The sequence below is a fragment of the Pseudomonas sp. B21-031 genome, assembly GCF_024748985.1.
Lineage (GTDB): Bacteria > Pseudomonadota > Gammaproteobacteria > Pseudomonadales > Pseudomonadaceae > Aquipseudomonas > Aquipseudomonas kermanshahensis.
The window spans coordinates 3,220,982-3,238,396 of sequence record NZ_CP087181.1; the positions used below are offsets into that span (position 1 = coordinate 3,220,982).

Consider the following 17,415-nt stretch of genomic DNA (forward strand, 5'->3'; position numbering starts at 1 on the left):
CCCGGAAATCTGGGGCCGCTTCGCAGCCCCAGATTCACTTATCTATCCCCTTCGCTGATCACTGTCTCGCGATACTCAGGATCTGCCTTTATCTGCGCCTCGGTAAACGGAATCATTGCCAACAGCTTGGCCGAGAACGCCTTGGTCTGGTCATGCGCATGTGCAGAGCCCGCCTCGCTCGACTGGGAAAACGCCAGCAGCCCGCGCGCCTGCGGCCCTTGTTCGGTAAAGCTGACCAGTTGCAGGTAGCTGGTACCACTGACCACCAGGCGCTTGCCCGGCCCATGCGGCACACTGTGGATCGCGTTATACACCCCAAGCCCCTGCGGCCCGCCAGGCACCGGCGTACCATCGATAGCCTGCTGCACCTGCCCCCAACGGCTATCGCCCCCTACCCCGCTTTTGGCCACTTGCTGCTGGGACGCCAGCGCCGCCTGGTGCAGCAGCTTGCGCACTGCCGCCTGCTCGACCGCGAGGCCACGCGGCGTATGCTGCGGGTCGGCCGGGTTGAACGCTACCCGCCAGCTTTCAGGGTGAGCCGCCAGGGCCTCGAGCATGTTTTCGAAATGCACCAGGCCAACGCCGCTGTCCAGGTCTGCCTTGCCATTCCAGGCGACCAGGCTGGCACAGACAGGCTGCACATCTGCCTCGGCACCCTTGCACCACGCCAGCAGGTCCGGCAGCAGCAAACTCGCGAGGTAGACTTCATCGTCCATCACCATGCGCTGCAGGTCGTCTACACCCAGCTTGGCCGTGCCTTGCAGGCGCTGCAGGGCAAAACGCCCACGCATGCCGAGCGGCTGGTCATCGCGGCTGACCAGCGGCGAAAACCCGGTCAACGGCTGAGCCGGGTTGGCCATCCAGGCAGGGTCGTTGGAGTTCTGCACGAAGTCCTCGCGCTCGAGGCTCGGCAGCAATCGTGCCGGGAAGATGCCGGGCTGCGCGGCCTGCGCGTCGACCTTCCACTGGCAGGCACTGCGCGAGCCATCGAGCACCACCATGCGCCCTTGCGCCTTGGGGTTGCCGCACTCACTCAGCAGTTGCTGGTCGACGTACGGCACCACCGACTGGTTCAGGTACAGCGCCCCGCCCCCCTCATCGACAGCAAGCGTGTTAACCCAGGGAATGCCCTGTAGCTGCTGCACCGAGCCCTTCAACGCGTCCAGGCTGTCGGCGCGGTTGATGCGGTACCACTGCTGCAGCACCCGCGTATTGCCCAGGTTGGCGTCGCGCAGGCTGTAGGCCGCGTGCACGTCCCAATCCAGGCGCCCAGGCCATTGCACCACTGGCCCGAATTCCGAGCTGTAGACCTGGCGTTCTACCTGGCTCAAGGTGCCATCCTCGGCCTTGACCGTGACGCTGACGGCCTGCCGCATCAGCGGCAGTGACTTGCCATCGAGCAAGTAGCGGGTCGGGTCCTTCGGGTCGAGCTGAAGGCGGTAAAGGGTGAAATGATTTGACGTGTCGACCGTATGTGTCCAGGCCAGATGCCGGTTGAAGCCGATGTTCACCACAGGCAAGCCCGGTAGTGCCGCCCCCATCACATTCAACTGGCCCGGTATGGTCAGTTGCATCTGGTAGAAGCGCATGCCGCCCATCCAGGGAAAGTGCGGATTGGCCAGCAGCAGGCCGCGGCCATTGGCCGAGCGCTGCGAACCGACGGCTACCGCGTTGCTGCCGCGCTCTGAGGCAAAACGCTCCTGCCGGGCCAACGCCGTGGCAAAGCCTGTGGCCTCGCGCTGGCTGGTCAGTGAGGGAGGCTGTGCCCCTGCCAACGCTTCGGCGAACTGTCCTACGCCCCCCTCAGCCAACAGGCGACGGGTCAACTTGATCAAGTCTTCGCGGGTGATCGGCCGCACCCAGTCCCCCTTCCCGCACTCTGCCGGCAGGCCTTGGCTGCGGCGCTCGGCGAGGGCACGGTTGAAGCCGCGTGCATAGCCATCGAGCAGATCACGCACCGGTGCCGGTTGTGCCTGCAGAAATGCCCCCACAGCGCTCGGCGTATTGAGCCAGGTGAAGAACAGGTCGCTGGCAAGGTTATCCCGTTGCTCGACGGTCTTGGCCTTGGCACCGAAGTGCCGCGATCGCTCGCCACTAACCGTCAACACTTCGTTAGCCAACAGGCAGAGATTGTCCTGCGCGTAGGCATAGCCAATGCCATACCCAAGGCCGCGCTCATCCTTAGCCACGATGTGCGGCACTCCGTAGCTGGTACGCCGAATCTGCGCACTGGCATCCGTGCTGGCGGGCTGCGCCAGCGCGGCAGTGCTGAAGGCTACCAACGCAGCCGCCAGCCCTGCGCGGGTCATGGGACGAGAAATTGAGAACACGGGCACACCTCGGATCCAGGGGTCATCCCGATCAGACGAATGGCTGAATGAAAATTTTACGTATTACAAGGCGATAGAACGTCTTGATCAGGAACAGGCATATTTTTTTTCGAGCGGGCTGCAGATTTTCCGTTCTCATTCGTCCTAGTAAGTGAGGCAACCACATTTCGGGTTAGTCCACGAAAAGGAGCATTCACATGTACAACCCGCAACCCTCAATGCAGGCTGCACGCGTACCCGGCAAAGCGCCCAAAGGACAGGACGTTTTTGTCGAAGAACGTGTCGGTAACGAACAGATTCGCGAACTCTTACGCACCTTTGGCCTGCGCACCAGCCTGATCCGCTTGAAGGTGATCGATGCGTTGCATGCAGCCGACCGTAATGGTCGCAGCATTGGCGTGCGTGGCGTGCACGCGCAATTGGAACAACTGGACATTCCGCTGTCGTTCCTAAGTGTGCGTGAAGTGCTCAAGCGGCTGTGCGCCGAAGGCGTCATCAACCTGGGCAGCGACAAATGCTACAGCCTCAACCCCCAGGCCCGCGCCGTGCTGGATCAAGCGTCCCCACGCTGAGCGTACGGCCGGCCACGCCTGGCCGGCCCGCACAGGTCAGGGCTTGACCTTGCGCCGCAGAATGCCGTTGATGACCACCACGACCACTGCAATGGCGATCGCCAGCATCTGGAAGGTCTGCTCACTGATCGTGCCCTGCTTTTGCAGGTGGGACAGGCCAACCATGAGGCCCAGTACCACCAGGATGATCAGAAGTGAATATTTGAGGCGCTGCACGTGTGTCATTGAAAGTTCCTTGCAACATCAGGGGCAAAAGGCTCGCAGCGAGCCGCGGCAATGATACAACGCCCGCCCGCACCGGCGCTGCATTTCCTGCTTAGCGTGGTGCCATTCGCCTGAAAGCATGGGCCCTCATCGCCCGTGCCGGAGGCACCATGTACAAATCCCTGCTGCTCGCATCCCTTGTTGTGACGCCCCTCCCTCTTTACGCGCTGGACACGCGCCAGACGCCCACCGAACAGTTGCTCAAACTAGGCAGTGAACTGGCGGCCAACGCCGGGTCCAGTCAATGGCAGCAGCTCTGGTACAGCGTTCGCGAAGCGGGTTACTTGCAGGCTCATGCCACCCAGGTGCACTTCAGCGTGCCGGCAACCCTGCTACCGGAATTGGCCCGACAAACGCTGGCACAGGCCGACCAGGTGCACGCCGTGCAGCAGACCCGGGCACTTTATCGCCGAGATTTTCCCGGTCGCATTGTAGGAAAACGCGCCGAGCACGCGTTCAGCGCGCTGTGCCTGCTGGTCGACTGGCGCGCCCTGCCCCAAGGCATGAGCACAACCCCCAAGGCATACCTGAGAAGCGCAAGCCTGCTGAGCAGCTATCCGTGTGACTGAGGGTCACTGGCCCCAGCAGGTACGCCACGGCGTGTCCTAACGGGAATTCAACGGCTGCAGCAAATAGTTGAAGGCAAGTCCTACAAGAACGGAAATCACTGCCTGCAAGCACTGTTCAACGAGGCTACAAACCCCAGCCTATATGGCGCCTAGCGACGCACCTTGGCTCTACCTGAGAATTCAGTCACGCCTTCGACCCAACGTCGCAGGTGATCGCTTACCACATCTACACCGAACGATGGAGCGTCGCATGGAGTTACCAGACCTTACCCGAATAGACATCAGCCAGTTACCCCATTCACTGCAAGCGCTGATCGACTGCATCGGTATCGACAATGCATTCCAGCTCACCTGCGCCTATGGCGGCAGACCCAAATACATCCCCAAGCACCGCGAGCGCACCAAGCTCGCCGATGTGCTCCCGGCCGACGCGCTCGATGCGCTGATCAAGCGTTTCGCTGGCGTGGCCCTGGAAATCCCCAAGGCCGACCACTTCATGCGCCAGTTGCGCAACCTGCAGATCCAGCAGGAAAGCGCCGATGGCTTGTCGCGCAGCCTGCTGGCCGACAAGTACGGCCTGAGCCTGCGGCAGATCGGCAATATCCGCCGACAGGACCCCCTATGTTCGCTAGTCGATAACCCTTGTGGTCGCCACTGACGGCCACGTTTGCAGCACCCATTAAAAAGAGAATCCAGCTATGTCCCTAGACAACAGCCTCATCGGATCCGTCATCAATGCCTTGCCGATGGACCGCATGATCGCAGGCCCCCTGCAAGCCATGGTTCAGGCACAAGTTACCGCGAGCAAGTCCTACGCCGACTTCCTGATGCAAGTGTGCGTTCAGGAAGGCAAGGCCGTCGCCATCCAGTTCGACTATGACGAAACCATCGTCGATGAACAGGGTGAGTACCAAGGTGTCGTCAGCAAAACCATGAAAGTGCCGCTGGTAGCGGCGATCACCCACCCGAACATCGCCATCGAGGAAGGTAATGTCGAGTTCGAACTGACCATCAACCAGATGTCGGAGGACGTGACCGACAAGAACTTGGCTGCAACCGCAACCGGGTCGCTGGGTTGGGGGCCGTTCAAACTCAACGTCAAGGGCAGCATCAGCCACAAGTCCACGCAAACCCGCAAGACCGACACCCGTGCCCGCTATGCCTTCAACACAACCCTGAAACGCCAAGACCCGCCTGAAGCGATGATGAGGGTCATCGACTTCCTGACCGAGGCCGCCACCAAACCCACTGTCGTGAAGTCCACAAAGCTCAATAGCCCGGACATGATCTCGCAAGCCGACACGCTCAACGGCCTCACGAACGCTATCAAACCAGCGCCCGCCGCCCAGAACGGGCCTGGCAACCAAATAACGCCTGGGGCACCTGCTGCTAACTGAAGTCGGTAACGATCGCCCCCTCGCAACAGGGGGCACCCCCTGAACCCAGGAGCCGAACGTTTGGACAAGCCCCTTGCCCCCATGACATCCATCGATCTACGCGAGATCACACGCGGCCTGCAAGAAGCCGCCAGCGCCACCAACAGCCTGATAGCGCAGCAGTACATCAATCTGTTCGATCAATTCTTCGACTGCGACACCGACGCACTGGGTGCGCCCATGAAGGCCAAGATGGTCGAAATTGCCATGGATGAGCAGCACATCATGCGTGTGCCCTTGTTCGCACTGGTGTCGCCCAAGGGCCTGGCGCTTGAGCGCATGCAGGTTGACCTGTCGGTCCGCGTCAAGGGCACCGAGGCGCAGCAGGCGCTGCTGGCGGCCAGCGAGACGAACGCCGCCAGTTTCAAGGTGACCATTGGTAGCCAGGGCCGTCAGGGCGACAGTCGCGACCCTGACGAGGTGCAGATCCGCATGCAGTTCCAGGCCAGTGAGCCGCCTGAAGCGCTTAACCGGCTGATCGAGGAATACACCAGCCTGATCACACCGGTGCGCATAGCCAAACCCACACCCTCGCCTACTCCCGATACCAATGAATTCGTCGAAGCTGCCACGGTCCGCTGACCGCGGCGATCAGAAGTCCCGTTTGTAGAAGATGTCCAGCGAGCTTGCCAAGCCGCTGGCAGCCTCCAGGTACACCATCCGGCTCAACTTGTAGCGCAACGCGATAGTGTTGGCAGGCTCGAACACCCCCACCCCGTAACGCAAGCTCAGCTTCTCGGTCAGGTTGCCGCTGGCGACCACACTGGTGGTATTGCCTGAGCCTTCGGTATCCAGCTGGAAGTCATCGATACCCAGGCTCGATGCCAGGCTGCCGGTAATGCCGGCACTGCCTGCCAAGCCCAAGCCCAGCGCGGCCTCGGCGAGCATGTTGTTGTCCTCACCCGACGTGCCCAAGGGGCGGCCCAGCACCAGGTACGACAGCGCCTGTTCCTGGCTCATGGCAGGTTCGGAGAACACCTGCGTGGTGGGCTGCTCGGCACTGCCGCTCAAGCGAATGCCGGCAATGACGTCATCGACTTTGCGAATCGCTTCGATGTCCAGATACGGTTGGTCGATTGGGCCGGCGAACAGCAAGCGCGCCCGGCGTATGGTCAGGCGCTGCCCGTAGGCGCGGTAACGACCATCGGCCAGGCTCAGCTCACCGCGGGTATCGAGGTTGTCGCCGATATGCACATGGCCCAACAGGTTGGCCGTGAGACCAAAGCCTTTGAACGACAGCTTTTCGCGCCCGACATCGACATCGATGTCCATGGCCATGGCCATGGGCGGCTTGCCCTCTTCGGTCTGATGGCCAACGATGACGGTGTCATCAGATACCTTCACCGTCGAGGGCGGCAGCTCGCGGACTGTGATCTTGCCTTTTGGTACCTGCACCTTGCCGGTTATCGCCAGCTTGTCGTCGATCAGGCGCAGGTTCAAGTCCGGGGCGACTTCCAGCGTCGCATAGGGCTCGACCGTCACCGGCAATTGTTGCCCCTGCAAACGCAGGTCCATGCCCAAGGCCTGGCCCCAGGTCAGGTTACCGGACAGTTGGCCGCGCCCCGCCTCGCCACTGCGCCAACCACCGTTGAGCTGGACTTGTTCACCGGCGATCGTAGCCTGCAACGACAGGTCTTGGAGGCTCACCGGCAGTTCGGCACCACTGACCTCGCCCTGGCTCAGTACCAAGTTGCCGTTGACCTGTGGTGCCAGCAGCGTACCCGACAAATTTCCGCTGCCATTCAACTGCCCGGCCAGGCGCTCGACCATGGGCACGAACGGCCGGGCAGCCGAGAGGTCCAAGCCCGCCAGGCGAAAATCGCCCGACAATGGCTTGTTTTTGCCCAACGGGTCGAGGCGGGCATTCAGGCTCAGTTCCCCCAGGCGCTCACCCCGGAAATTCAAGCGGGTATCAATGCGGCGAGGTGCCAGGGTGCTGTCCAGGCGCAGCGCCTGATAAGGGAAATCGATCCAGCGCCCCTTGTCGCGCACGCGCAAGGTGCCGCCACTGGCGTCGACAACAATGCTGCCTTTAGGGCCGCTGGCCGGGATATCCAGGTTGACGTCGGCATTCAGCAGGCCCTGCCAGGCAAAGTCCTTTGGCAGCCACTGGGCCAGGCTGTCCAGCGGGAACTGTTTAAGGTGGTAGCGCAAGCGCGGCTCAGGTGCCAGGCGCTGGTCATCACCACACAGGCTGGCCTGGCCGGAACGCCAGCAATGGGCACCAAAATCCAACTGGCCGCTGGCCAACCGCTGCAGGCGTGCCGGTGCCTGCAACTGCCAATCCTGGCCACCAGCCTGGATTCGGCCACTGGCCAGGCGACCACGCCAGTCGCCTTTGCTCAACTGGCCGTCCAGGCCCAGGTTCAACTTAAGCTGCGGGCCGTCGAGCGCCAGGGTCAAGGCTTGCTGGCGAATGTCGCCTTTGCCATTGGCCTGCAAGGTGCCGAGTGCCGTGTCACCAAGCTGAATGCCGCCGGCCTTGAGGTCGATCACACCACGTTGGGCGCTGTCCAGGCGTGCATCCAGGTCCAGGCGTTGAATACGGTTTTCGGCCTGCGCCAGCTGCTGGCCCTGCAAGGTGAGCGTACCTTGGGGTGCCTTCAAGGTGCCGGCGACGTCCAGCCGGCCCTTGACCTGCCCTTGCAACCTCGGCCATAGCTGCCCCAAACGCGGCAAGTCGAGATCCACGCGCCCGGCCAGCCGCTGCTGCAGGCTGCCACTGCCGTTGATGCGGTTGTCACCGAGCTGTATAGCCAGGGCACCGAGTGTCCAGCTTTCTCCTGCGCCTTGGGCTTCAACCTTGAGCACTGCCGGCTGCCCGCGCAGGCGACCTTTAAGGTCGAGCTGGGCATCGAGCTTGAGTGCATCTCCCTTCATTTCACCTTTGCTGCGCAGCGGCCCGGCCAGGGTGCCGGGCAGTTCAGCCAGCCAATACGCGGGGTCGAGCGCCGAGAGCTGCAGGTCGACATCCCACGCCAGCGTATCGGCGAAGCGCACGGCGACGCTGCCTTCTGCCTTGCCTTGCCCAGCGCTGAGCGCCAGCTGCGGCAGTTTCACTTGGTTCAAATCACCTTCAAACGGGCTGGCCAGCGAAAAGGCCCCCGCCGGGCCGTCAAGATCACCCTTGAAGGTGCCTTGATAATTGCCATCGCGGTAGTGGACCTGGGCATTGAATTGCTTGAGCGTGACGTCAGGCGGCGTCTCCAGCGGGTACAGGCGCAACCACGGGAAGTCCAGCCAATCGAGCTGGGCATCGGCAGTCAGACCCTGTTGCCAGTCGGCACTGGCCTGCAGTTTCAGCCGCTGGTTATCGCTGGCGTTGAGGTCCAGGGCATCGACCTTGGCCCCTTTGCTATCCACCCGCCCGGACAGGACCAAGGCAATCGGTGACTGCTCAGCCGGCAAACTGGCTGAGCCCGACAATTTATAGCCCTTGAGCAAATCACCTTTGGCAGTGAGCTCAAGCTGATTGAACTGCAGGGTATCTGGCAGCGACCCGGTCGGTTTGAAAGCGTCGGAACGGACCTGCAGCGTTGCCGGCAGGTGCTCGGCCAACGCTTGTAGCTCACCGTTCAGCCGTGCATCGAGGTAACCCGAGCTGGTGCCTTCGAGGGTGAGGGTTTTCTGCAACTCGCCGTGCGCGGTCAACGCCAGTTGCCAGCTTTTACCCTCTACCGCAGGCAGTTGAACTTGCCCTTGCAGCTGCACAGGCCAATCACCCTCAGGTTGCAGGTCGCCTTGCAGGTCCAGGCGCAGGTCATCGCGTTGCAGGTGCAGGCGGTCGATACGCATCCCCGTTTGGGTCCAGCGGGCGGCCAGTTGCACATCACCCAGCAGGTCGCTGCCGTCGAGTCGCAGTTGGCCAACCTTGACCTCGCCCAGCTCGATGGCGACCGGCAAACGCAGGGCTGGGAGTTGCAGCGGGCCGCTTTCAGCCGGTGCATCGCTGGGTGCAAACGCCATATCGATGCGCTGCGCCTGCAGTTGATCGATACACAAGGTGGCACGCAGCAGGCACGCGGGCGACCACGTCAACAGCGGGGCCTGCACCTCGACCTGGTTACCGCCCTCGACCCAGCTCAGCTGGCTGGCTTGCCAACTGCCCGCCAGGCGCCCTTGGAAGTCAGCGACCTGCAACCCCGGAACCCTGGCCAGTGCCCAGCGGCTGCCGCTTTCGGTCCCCACCAGCACGCCCAGCGCCAGGCCCACGGCCACTGCCCCGCCGAGCACGCCCAGCAGTACGAATTTGAACACACGTGTCACAGCTCAGGCCCCATGGAGAAGTGCAGGCGAATACCGCCCTCGTCATCGAGGGCCTTGGCCAGGTCCAGGCGCAGTGGCCCAACCGGTGAAACCCAACGCACACCAATGCCCACCCCGGTCTTGAGGCTTGGCAGCTCGAAGGTGTTGAACGAGTTGCCCTGATCGACAAAGGTTGCCACGCGCCACTTTTCAGTCAGTGAGTACTGGTACTCGACGCTGCCAGCCACTAGGTAGCGGCCACCGATGCGGTCGCCGTCGCTGTTTTTCGGCGACAAGGTCTGGTAGTCATAGCCGCGCACGCTCTGGTCGCCACCGGCGAAGAAGCGCAGCGAAGGCGGGATGTTGTTCTTATAGCCGTTGGTGGCGCTGCCGCCGAATTGCACCCGGCCGAGGAAGCGATGGTTATGGCCAAGCGTGGTCAGGCCCTTGAGCAACACGTTGCCATGCAGCAGGTTGGTGTCGGAGACCAGGCCTTCCTTCGCCACCTGGGTATCGAACTGCAGGCGGTAGCCATTGTGCGGGTCAATGCGGTTGTCGCTGCGCAGGTACGAGAAGCTGACGCCCGGCATCAGCAGGTTGCTCAGCCCCGAGTCGTCGCCCAGGCGGTACTCTTCACGCTGGTACTTGAGCGAGATGACCCGTTGCCAGCCACTGGGCAACTTGCTGTGCCATTCCGGCCCGACGGTGAGCAGCTTGCTGAGGGTGTCGGTACCGGCGAGCTCCTCATTCTGGTAACCACCGGCAAAGCGCAGTTTGTCGGTCAGCGGCGGGTCGAGCGGCACGTCATACCACAGGCCGACGTTCTGCCGAGGTGCCGACAGTTCGGTTTCCCAGCCGTAGCTGTGGCCCTGAGGATTGACCCAATGTCGCGTCCAGTTGGCCTTGCCACGGGGGCCGACGTCAGTCGAGAAGCCCAGGCCCAGGCCCATGGTGCGTGGCTTGCGGGTTTCCAGGCGGACCTCCACCGGGATGTCCTCGCCCACGGCGGCAGTCGGCGCGGCATCTACCCGCACGCCTTCGAAGTAGCCACTCGATTGAAGGTCGTTGTTGAGTTCGGCAATCAGCTCGGAGTCATAGGGCGTACCCGGCTTGAACGACACCATACGCTGCAGCAGGTCTTCATCCAGCGGTGTGTCACCGCCAAACTTGACCGCGCCAAGGCGGTAGCGAGGGCCGCTTTGGTAGACCAGTTCGATGTCGGCCACCCCCGCCTGGGGGTCGACCGCCAGGCGTTGGCGGCTGAAGCGGCCGGCGAAGAAGCCATAGCGTGAAGCCTGGTTCTGGATCAGCCGTTTGGCATCTTCGTAAAGCCCATGGTTAAGCTGCTCGCCAGCACGCAGTGCCTTGCTGTCGGGCACTCGAAACGCCTTCATCTCGCTGGCAGGCCCTTCGATGCGCACCGTCACGTTGCGCAGGCGCACAGGCTCGCCGGGGGCGATCTGGATTATCAATTGCGGGGCTTGGTCGGCTTTGGCGGGAGGCTTGACCTCGGTATCGATCTGGGCTTGATAGTAGCCAAGTGCCTGCACGGCTTTGCGCGCCTGCTCCTGAGCCCCGCGACTGAAGCGCAGCAGCGCTTCTTCATCGCGGTCACCCAGGTTGCCGATATAGCCTTCGACATTGGCCTTCAGCGCCTTGTTGGCTGGTTTTACCTTCACCAGCAACTCGCTCTGGCCCCATGCTGCGAAACTGGCGACCCAGAAAACCAGGCCCCAGGTTAATCTTCCTGAATACGTCATGCGGGGCATGCTACCAGAGCCGGGCGCTCAAGGGAGCCGTCTGGCGGCTTGTCAGGCAAAAGCAGAAGTTGAAGACACCGGGTTGGGATGGAAGAACACCCTTTCTCGGATTGGCCCTACGGCAACCTCGCCAATTTCCTCATAGCCCTGACGCTGGTAGAACGCCAGGTAGTGCTCATTGCCGGTGTCCAGTACCACGCCCTGGGTGCTAGGGTCTTCCGCGCACCAGTCATGCACAGCTTGTAACAATTGCTCACCGTACTGGCGCCCCTGGAATTGCGGGTGCACCCCCAGCAGCGGCAAAACGTGCACCTGGTCAGTGGGCAGGCAACTGGCCAATGCCGCCTGGTAATCCATGTAGCGGCGCGTACAGCGCAGGCCGGTACCCAGCATCATGCGCAAACGCCAAGCCCAGCTGTCGGCCACCCCTAGCCTGCGAAGCGGCGGTACGATCAGGGCCAGGGCAATCAGGCGGTCATCCAGCAACAGGCCAATGGCCGGCAGTTGCAGATAAAAGTGCTGGCGTACCCATTCACGCACCATCACGCGCAGGCGGCGCTCATAGCCTGGGCGCTGCGCCTCGAAAATGTAAGCAAAGGTAGGTTCATGGCGGTAGGCGTTATACAGCAGCGAGCGCGCCTCACGGCTGTAGCCGTCGTCGAGTTGGCAGATACGTGCCAGCGTGGCAGTGGTTTCGGGCATTGCGGGCAGTCCTCCTGGAATGGGCTTGCAGTGCCTTGGAGTGTGCTCCACCGCGCATCGTTCAGCCCCTACAGCACGTTAGCAGCAGCACCCCGAACCCGCCATGCTGGTGATGACGCGCGATGTCGGCTAGCATCGCGGCTTTTACCGGGATTGTCTTTCCATGAAGATCGTCTGTTTCAACATCAACGGCCTGCGGGCCCGCCCGCATCAGCTGGCGGCGCTGATCGACAAGCACCAGCCGGACGTGATCGGCCTGCAGGAAACCAAGGTCAGCGACGATCAGTTCCCGCTGGCCGATGTTCAGGCACTGGGCTACCACGTGCATTACCACGGCCAGAAAGGCCACTATGGCGTCGCCTTGCTGTCGCGCCAGGCACCGCTGAGCCTGCACAAGGGCTTTGCCACCGATGAGGAAGACGCCCAGCGCCGCTTCATCTGGGGCACCTTCGCCGATGCCGACGGCAACCCGATCACCATCATGAACGGCTACTTCCCCCAGGGTGAAAGCCGCGACCACCCCACCAAGTTCCCGGCCAAGCAGCGCTTCTACAGCGACCTGCAAGCCCTGCTCGAAAACCAGTTCCGCAATGACCAGCCGGTGCTGGTGATGGGCGACATGAACATCTCGCCCCAGGACTGCGACATCGGCATCGGCCCGGACAACGCCAAGCGTTGGCTCAAGACCGGCAAATGCAGCTTCTTGCCGGAAGAGCGCGAGTGGATGGAGCGCCTTAAAGGCTGGGGCTTGGTCGACAGCTTCCGCCATCTGTATCCGGACGTGGCCGACCGCTTCAGCTGGTTTGATTACCGCAGCCGCGGTTTCGAGGATGAACCCAAGCGCGGCCTGCGCATCGACCTGATCATGGCGTCACAGCACCTGGTGCCACGGATCAAGGCGGCGGGTGTGGATTATGAGTTGCGCGGGATGGAGAAGCCGTCGGACCATGCACCGATCTGGCTGGAGTTGAGCTGACGTGGGTCTGGTGTAAGGCATTGGAGTTGTAGCGCCTGTGGGATCGAGCGCCGCCCGCGCGGCGCTTCGCAGCACAAGGCTGCTCCTACAGTTGTTTCGGGCCAATCAGTCCTGAGACAGAGGCGCGGGGGGTGTCAGAAATTTTGTGTTCGGGCATAACATGAGTAAGAGGTGCATGTATGCCAACCAAAAAGAAACCCCTTCGTGACCTACCAAAAATCCCCAAGGAGCTGCTCGAACAGTTCGGTGAGGGGCTGATGACCGCAGAGGCTATCGAAGACGCTTCTGCGGCCTTCAAGAAGGCCTTGATCGAGCGAGCATTGAGTGCCGAGCTCGGTCACCACCTGGGGTATCCGCCGGGCGCGCAGCGCCCAGAGGATGAAACCAACCAGCGCAATGGTAAAACGGGCAAGACGGTTTTGACGGGGGATGGCCCGCTGCGGCTGGAGATTCCCCGTGATCGGGATGGCAGTTTTGCCCCCATTCTGATCCCCAAGCATGAGCGGCGTTACACCGGTTTTGATGACAAGATCATCGCCATGTATGCCCGAGGCATGACCGTTCGAGAAATCCGCGCTTTCCTCTCTGAGCAATACGGGACGGATGTTTCCCATGACTTCATCAGCTCAGTCACAGACGAGGTGATGGAGGAAATTGGTGCGTGGCAACAGCGACCGCTTGAGCCGATGTACCCAGTCATTTTCTTCGATGCGCTGCGGGTCAAGATCCGAGAAGAAGGCCTTGTCCGCAACAAGGCGATTTACTTGGCGCTGGGTGTTTTACCCGATGGAACGCGCGATATTCTTGGTATCTGGATCGAAAACACCGAGGGTGCGAAGTTTTGGATGAAGGTCTTCAACGACCTCAAGACCCGCGGCGTAGAGGACGTGCTGATCGCCGTGACCGACGGTCTCAAAGGCATGCCAGAGGCGCTAAGCGCAGTATTTCCGGCAACAACGCTGCAAACATGCATCGTCCACTTGATCCGCAACAGCCTCGATTACGCGGCGTGGGACAAGCGCCGTGAGCTGGCCAAGGCGCTAAAACCGATCTATCAGGCCATCAACGCAGAAGCGGCTGAGCAAGCACTGGATGCCTTTGAAAATGGCCCTTGGGGTAAGCAATACCCAACGGTGGTGGCGGCCTGGAGACGAGCCTGGGATCGAGTGATTCCATTCTTTGTCTTCCCGCCTGCGATTCGAAAAGTGATGTATACGACCAACGCTATCGAAAGCATCAACGCTCAGCTACGCAAGATCATCAAGACCCGAGGCCACTTCCCGACGGATGACGCAGCGACCAAGCTGATCTGGCTTGGGCTGCGTAACATCACGGCAAACTGGGGCTCGGCGGCTCATGACTGGAAGAGTGCGATGAATCAATTTGCGATTCTGTACGGAGATCGATTTATCAGGCCGACCTGGTAAAAGCATGGCCTGCCTGACGGCAGGCCGTTATCGGCCCGCACACAAAAAAACTGACACTCTCGAGGCGCGCGGTTCTTTGGCGTCACCTCGGTTACTGGCCCGAAACATCACGCCATCACCCTACAACCCCAACCGCAACGCCTCCCCCACCCCCGCCCCACGCGTATCGTCCGCCGCACTGACCAACGCAAAGTTATACGCCCCATGCGACCAGTACCGTGCCTCCAGTTGCCCATCAACCCGCTGCCCCTCGGGCATGCGTTCATAACGCTCTCCCGGCAAACGAAGAAACAGGCTGATGCGTTCCCCCTTGCCATCCTGAAACACCAAGAGCGCCGCAGGCCCTTGCTCGTTGCTAAGCAACCGCGCGCCCACCGGTCTGAAACCGTAACCCGCCAGGTCCGGCAACTGCCCTACCCGGCTAAAATGACGCCCCAACCAGTCACGCAATTGAGTCGGGTCGCTGGCTTGAATATCCAGCGCCTCGCTACCGGCAAACAACCGATGTGCCTGGACCGCATCGGCCATGGGCAAGTCGACGCTGGCCAACATCGCATCCCGCGCCTGCCAACCGCCCAAACCACCCACACCAATTGCCAGCACGAGCACTGCCGCCGACGCCCAGCGCCGTTGACGACGCTGTCGCAGCCGCTGCTTTAATTGGCCCAGATCCAGCTGCGCAGCCCCCGGCTGTTCACCCAGGCCGGCCAGTGCCACACGCAGCCGCCGCGCATCGCTGCGCCAGCCCTCGACCCTCGCCGCCTCCTGCGGGTTGGCCGCCAGCCAGGCCTTTACCTCTGCCCGGCGAGCAGGCGCCAAGCGCTCATCGATGTAGGCATGCAACTCATCTTCAGTGGGGATCAGGCGTGTCATTTCAGTCTCCGCAAGGCCGGGGGTTGAGGGTTGCCCTCGGTCAGTTCGCGCAAGGCATTGCGGGCGCGCGACAAGCGCGACATCACGGTACCGATAGGGATGCCCAAGGCCTGGGCGGCCTCTTTGTAACTCAAACCTTCAATGCTCACCAGCAGCAGCAAAGCACGCTGCTCCGCTGACAGCCGGGCAAAGGCACGCAGGTCAGCCTGGGCCAGCACGATGTCTTCGATATTGCCGCCAACTGGCTCGCTTTCCACCTCTGCGCGGCCAAACCAGGACAGCCAACGGGCATGCAGGCGGTCGCGGCGTTTGCCGTCAAGAAACAGCCGATAAAGGATGGTGAACAGCCAGGCGCGCAGCGCCTCAGCTTCACGTTGCTGGCCCTGGCGGCTCAAGGCTCGCTCGACGGTGGCCTGCACCAAGTCGTCGGCGCTGCCCGGTTCGCGCGTCAACCACAAGGCAAAGCGGCGCAAACGTGCCAGCAGCTCGCGCCACTGGTGTTCGTCCAGATCGTGCATGGCTATGTCCCGGCCTCTGGGGTTGTCAGTGTAAGAGGCAGACGCCCGGTAACAAAATCTATTCCCGTCGAGGGAATAAGTTTTTCCCTGCAGCGTCGTACCGGCACCTTCACAGAACCGGACGATGATCATGAACTCACCTTTGCACGGCCCCGCCAAGGCCATGCGCCTGGCGGCCATCGGCGCTGTCATGCTGGCTGCCGGCGCAGGCTTTGCCTACGCGGCCGGCTGGATCGGCGCACCTGAACTCACGCCAAAGCGCATCATCGACACCTTCGAGGCCCAGGCCGGGCACTACCCAGGCTACCGCAAGAACCACGCAAAAGGCCTGTGTGTTTCGGGCTACTTCCAGGCCAACGGCCAGGCTGCCAGCCTGTCCACGGCCCGCGTGTTCAGCCAGGCACGCGTGCCGGTTATCGGCCGTTTTGCCATTGGCGGCGCCAACCCGTTCGCGCCGGACACGGCAATCCCGGTGCGTAGCCTGGCGCTGCAGCTCAGCACTGACGATGGGCAAGTCTGGCGTACCGGCATGAACAACCCGCCGGTGCTGGCGGTAGGTACGCCGCAGGCGTTCTATGAACAAGTCCTGGCCAGTACGCCAGACCCTGCCACTGGCAAACCGGACCCGGCCAGGCAACAAGCGTTTTTTGCCGCCCACCCCGAAAGCGCGGCGTTCCGCCAGTGGGCGGCGAGCTACAAGCCAAGCAACAGTTTTGCCAGTACCCAGTATCACAGCATCAATGCCTTCCGCCTCATCGACGCCGCCGGCGCGGCCCAGCCGGTACGTTGGCAACTGGAGCCACAAACCCCGTTCACCGCCCTGCCAGGCCAGGTGGACGACAAACAATACTTGCAGCACGACCTGCAACAGCGCCTGGCCCAAGGGCCGCTGCGCTGGACCCTGCGCCTGGTCCTGGCCGAGCCTGGCGACCCCGTGGACAACCCGGCCAGCCCATGGCCTGCGCAACGCCGCAGCGTGGATGCCGGCACGCTGGTGCTCGAACAGGTCGACGCGCCTGAGCAAGGGGCTTGCCGCGACCTTAATTTCGACCCGCTGATCCTGCCCCACGGCATCGAAGCCTCTGCCGACCCGATTCTGGCTGCCCGATCCGCCGCCTATTCGGAATCGTTTAACCGCCGCAGCCGTGAATCGCTTGGCACTGGAGCCCGCCCATGAAACCTGAAGCCTTCCACCCCCTCGCCCGCCTGCTGCACTGGCTGATGGCGGTGCTGATTGTGGCCATGCTGTTCATTGGTGTGAGCATGGTCAGCGACCTGTCGCTGCGTCATCCCGTGCTGATCAGCTTGCACAAGGCCACCGGCCTGGCCTTGCTGGTACTGGTGGTGTTGCGTATCGGCCTGCGTCTGGCCTTGCCACACCCACCGCTGCCACGCGACCTGCCACCGCTGCAGCGGTTCGCCGCCGGGGCCTCGCATGTGCTGCTCTATGGCCTGATGCTGGCCATGCCACTGCTGGGCTGGGCCATGCTGTCGGCCGGCGGCTACCCGCGGCCCCTGCAATTGCCGGCAATCGCCCCCCATGACCTGCAGCTGTATGCCGTGCTGCGACAAGCCCACGGCTGGGCTGGCTACCTGCTGTTCGCAACGATCCTGGTGCACCTGGGCGCAGCGCTGATGCACGCCTTGGTGCGCCGTGATGGCGTCTTGCGTAGCATGTGGCCTGGCCCTTTGCGTCGCAGCGAATAAGTCGGTGCAGTTCAGGGTGTTCGACAATCGATAATA

At 62.3% G+C, this 17,415-nt stretch carries 16 protein-coding genes; 9 read left to right on the plus strand and 7 right to left on the minus strand.

All coding sequences use genetic code 11. From position 1 onward, the window contains the following. Nucleotides 1-38: 38 nt before the first annotated feature. Nucleotides 39-2,330, minus strand: coding sequence for an acylase (locus LOY53_RS14075; RefSeq protein ID WP_258702811.1), 2,292 nt, complete (start codon nucleotides 2,328-2,330; stop codon nucleotides 39-41). Between the two features lie 197 nt (nucleotides 2,331-2,527). Here LOY53_RS14075 and LOY53_RS14080 point away from each other — a divergent pair, with 197 nt between their 5' ends. Then, entirely contained in the window at nucleotides 2,528-2,902 is a 375-nt protein-coding gene (locus LOY53_RS14080; RefSeq protein WP_252824412.1) for a fe2+ zn2+ uptake regulation protein, read from the plus strand. 36 nt (nucleotides 2,903-2,938) lie between these two features. Here the strand turns inward: LOY53_RS14080 and LOY53_RS14085 are convergent, their stop codons facing one another. Continuing rightward, entirely contained in the window at nucleotides 2,939-3,127 is a 189-nt protein-coding gene (locus LOY53_RS14085; RefSeq protein WP_099453956.1) for a hypothetical protein, read from the minus strand. A 149-nt stretch (nucleotides 3,128-3,276) separates the two neighbouring features. Here LOY53_RS14085 and LOY53_RS14090 point away from each other — a divergent pair, with 149 nt between their 5' ends. The 4 genes from LOY53_RS14090 to LOY53_RS14105 all read left to right on the plus strand — a co-directional run bounded on the left by LOY53_RS14090 (nucleotide 3,277) and on the right by LOY53_RS14105 (nucleotide 5,753). Then, nucleotides 3,277-3,735 (plus strand): hypothetical protein, encoded by a 459-nt coding sequence (locus LOY53_RS14090; protein ID WP_252824414.1) that lies wholly within the window; start codon nucleotides 3,277-3,279, stop codon nucleotides 3,733-3,735. Between the two features lie 250 nt (nucleotides 3,736-3,985). Continuing rightward, the gene (locus LOY53_RS14095) at nucleotides 3,986-4,393 is read left to right on the plus strand and encodes a Mor transcription activator family protein (RefSeq protein ID WP_258702812.1); all 408 of its coding nucleotides are present in this window, start codon (nucleotides 3,986-3,988) and stop codon (nucleotides 4,391-4,393) included. Between the two features lie 40 nt (nucleotides 4,394-4,433). Further along, nucleotides 4,434-5,132 carry a DUF2589 domain-containing protein gene (locus tag LOY53_RS14100; protein WP_258702813.1) on the plus strand — a complete coding sequence of 233 codons (699 nt, stop codon included), beginning with the start codon at nucleotides 4,434-4,436 and terminating at the stop codon, nucleotides 5,130-5,132. A 60-nt stretch (nucleotides 5,133-5,192) separates the two neighbouring features. Continuing rightward, nucleotides 5,193-5,753, plus strand: a complete 561-nt coding sequence (locus LOY53_RS14105; RefSeq protein ID WP_252824417.1) for a DUF2589 domain-containing protein — start codon at nucleotides 5,193-5,195, stop codon at nucleotides 5,751-5,753. 9 nt (nucleotides 5,754-5,762) lie between these two features. Here the strand turns inward: LOY53_RS14105 and LOY53_RS14110 are convergent, their stop codons facing one another. The 3 genes from LOY53_RS14110 to LOY53_RS14120 are packed head-to-tail and all read right to left on the minus strand — an operon-like array spanning nucleotide 5,763 to nucleotide 11,878. After that, nucleotides 5,763-9,437, minus strand: a complete 3,675-nt coding sequence (locus LOY53_RS14110) for a translocation/assembly module TamB domain-containing protein (RefSeq protein ID WP_258702814.1) — start codon at nucleotides 9,435-9,437, stop codon at nucleotides 5,763-5,765. Next, nucleotides 9,434-11,176 carry an autotransporter assembly complex family protein gene (locus tag LOY53_RS14115; protein WP_258702815.1) on the minus strand — a complete coding sequence of 581 codons (1,743 nt, stop codon included), beginning with the start codon at nucleotides 11,174-11,176 and terminating at the stop codon, nucleotides 9,434-9,436. The genes LOY53_RS14110 and LOY53_RS14115 overlap by 4 nt, the downstream gene beginning before the upstream one ends. Before the next feature lie 51 nt (nucleotides 11,177-11,227). Further along, nucleotides 11,228-11,878 (minus strand): N-acetyltransferase, encoded by a 651-nt coding sequence (locus tag LOY53_RS14120; RefSeq protein WP_099453951.1) that lies wholly within the window; start codon nucleotides 11,876-11,878, stop codon nucleotides 11,228-11,230. Between the two features lie 163 nt (nucleotides 11,879-12,041). Between LOY53_RS14120 and xthA the strand changes: the two genes are divergently transcribed. Both xthA and LOY53_RS14130 read left to right on the plus strand, forming a co-directional pair. Next, nucleotides 12,042-12,854, plus strand: coding sequence for an exodeoxyribonuclease III (xthA, locus tag LOY53_RS14125; RefSeq protein ID WP_099453950.1), 813 nt, complete (start codon nucleotides 12,042-12,044; stop codon nucleotides 12,852-12,854). 179 nt (nucleotides 12,855-13,033) lie between these two features. Next, nucleotides 13,034-14,281 (plus strand): IS256 family transposase, encoded by a 1,248-nt coding sequence (locus tag LOY53_RS14130; protein ID WP_258702816.1) that lies wholly within the window; start codon nucleotides 13,034-13,036, stop codon nucleotides 14,279-14,281. A gap of 120 nt (nucleotides 14,282-14,401) precedes the next feature. Here the strand turns inward: LOY53_RS14130 and LOY53_RS14135 are convergent, their stop codons facing one another. Together LOY53_RS14135 and LOY53_RS14140 are read right to left on the minus strand one after the other, a co-directional pair. After that, a complete protein-coding gene (locus LOY53_RS14135) occupies nucleotides 14,402-15,154 on the minus strand; it encodes an anti-sigma factor (protein ID WP_099453949.1) in 753 nt (250 codons plus the stop codon). Continuing rightward, the gene (locus LOY53_RS14140) at nucleotides 15,151-15,672 is read right to left on the minus strand and encodes a sigma-70 family RNA polymerase sigma factor (RefSeq protein WP_238214916.1); all 522 of its coding nucleotides are present in this window, start codon (nucleotides 15,670-15,672) and stop codon (nucleotides 15,151-15,153) included. Before LOY53_RS14140 ends, LOY53_RS14135 begins: the two co-directional genes overlap by 4 nt. Nucleotides 15,673-15,796: 124 nt before the next feature. On the opposite strand from LOY53_RS14140, the gene LOY53_RS14145 reads away from it, so the two are divergent. Together LOY53_RS14145 and LOY53_RS14150 are read left to right on the plus strand one after the other, a co-directional pair. Then, nucleotides 15,797-16,849 (plus strand): catalase family peroxidase, encoded by a 1,053-nt coding sequence (locus LOY53_RS14145; RefSeq protein ID WP_252824419.1) that lies wholly within the window; start codon nucleotides 15,797-15,799, stop codon nucleotides 16,847-16,849. Continuing rightward, on the plus strand, nucleotides 16,846-17,379 hold the full coding sequence (locus tag LOY53_RS14150; protein WP_252824420.1) for a cytochrome b: 534 nt from the start codon (nucleotides 16,846-16,848) through the stop codon (nucleotides 17,377-17,379). The genes LOY53_RS14145 and LOY53_RS14150 overlap by 4 nt, the downstream gene beginning before the upstream one ends. The last annotated feature ends 36 nt before the right edge of the window (nucleotides 17,380-17,415 follow it).

Excerpts from the sequence above, each read along its gene's own strand:
- LOY53_RS14100 (WP_258702813.1), top strand. The coding sequence starts at position 4,434 with ATGTCCCTAGACAACAGCCTCATCGGATCCGTCATCAATGCCTTGCCG.
- LOY53_RS14145 (WP_252824419.1), top strand. The coding sequence starts at position 15,797 with ATGATCATGAACTCACCTTTGCACGGCCCCGCCAAGGCCATGCGCCTG.
- LOY53_RS14095 (WP_258702812.1), top strand. The coding sequence starts at position 3,986 with ATGGAGTTACCAGACCTTACCCGAATAGACATCAGCCAGTTACCCCAT.
- xthA (WP_099453950.1), top strand. The coding sequence starts at position 12,042 with ATGAAGATCGTCTGTTTCAACATCAACGGCCTGCGGGCCCGCCCGCAT.
- LOY53_RS14135 (WP_099453949.1), bottom strand. The coding sequence starts at position 15,154 with ATGACACGCCTGATCCCCACTGAAGATGAGTTGCATGCCTACATCGAT.
- LOY53_RS14150 (WP_252824420.1), top strand. The coding sequence starts at position 16,846 with ATGAAACCTGAAGCCTTCCACCCCCTCGCCCGCCTGCTGCACTGGCTG.
- LOY53_RS14120 (WP_099453951.1), bottom strand. The coding sequence starts at position 11,878 with ATGCCCGAAACCACTGCCACGCTGGCACGTATCTGCCAACTCGACGAC.
- LOY53_RS14115 (WP_258702815.1), bottom strand. The coding sequence starts at position 11,176 with ATGACGTATTCAGGAAGATTAACCTGGGGCCTGGTTTTCTGGGTCGCC.
- LOY53_RS14140 (WP_238214916.1), bottom strand. The coding sequence starts at position 15,672 with ATGCACGATCTGGACGAACACCAGTGGCGCGAGCTGCTGGCACGTTTG.
- LOY53_RS14090 (WP_252824414.1), top strand. The coding sequence starts at position 3,277 with ATGTACAAATCCCTGCTGCTCGCATCCCTTGTTGTGACGCCCCTCCCT.
- LOY53_RS14080 (WP_252824412.1), top strand. The coding sequence starts at position 2,528 with ATGTACAACCCGCAACCCTCAATGCAGGCTGCACGCGTACCCGGCAAA.
- LOY53_RS14085 (WP_099453956.1), bottom strand. The coding sequence starts at position 3,127 with ATGACACACGTGCAGCGCCTCAAATATTCACTTCTGATCATCCTGGTG.
- LOY53_RS14130 (WP_258702816.1), top strand. The coding sequence starts at position 13,034 with ATGCCAACCAAAAAGAAACCCCTTCGTGACCTACCAAAAATCCCCAAG.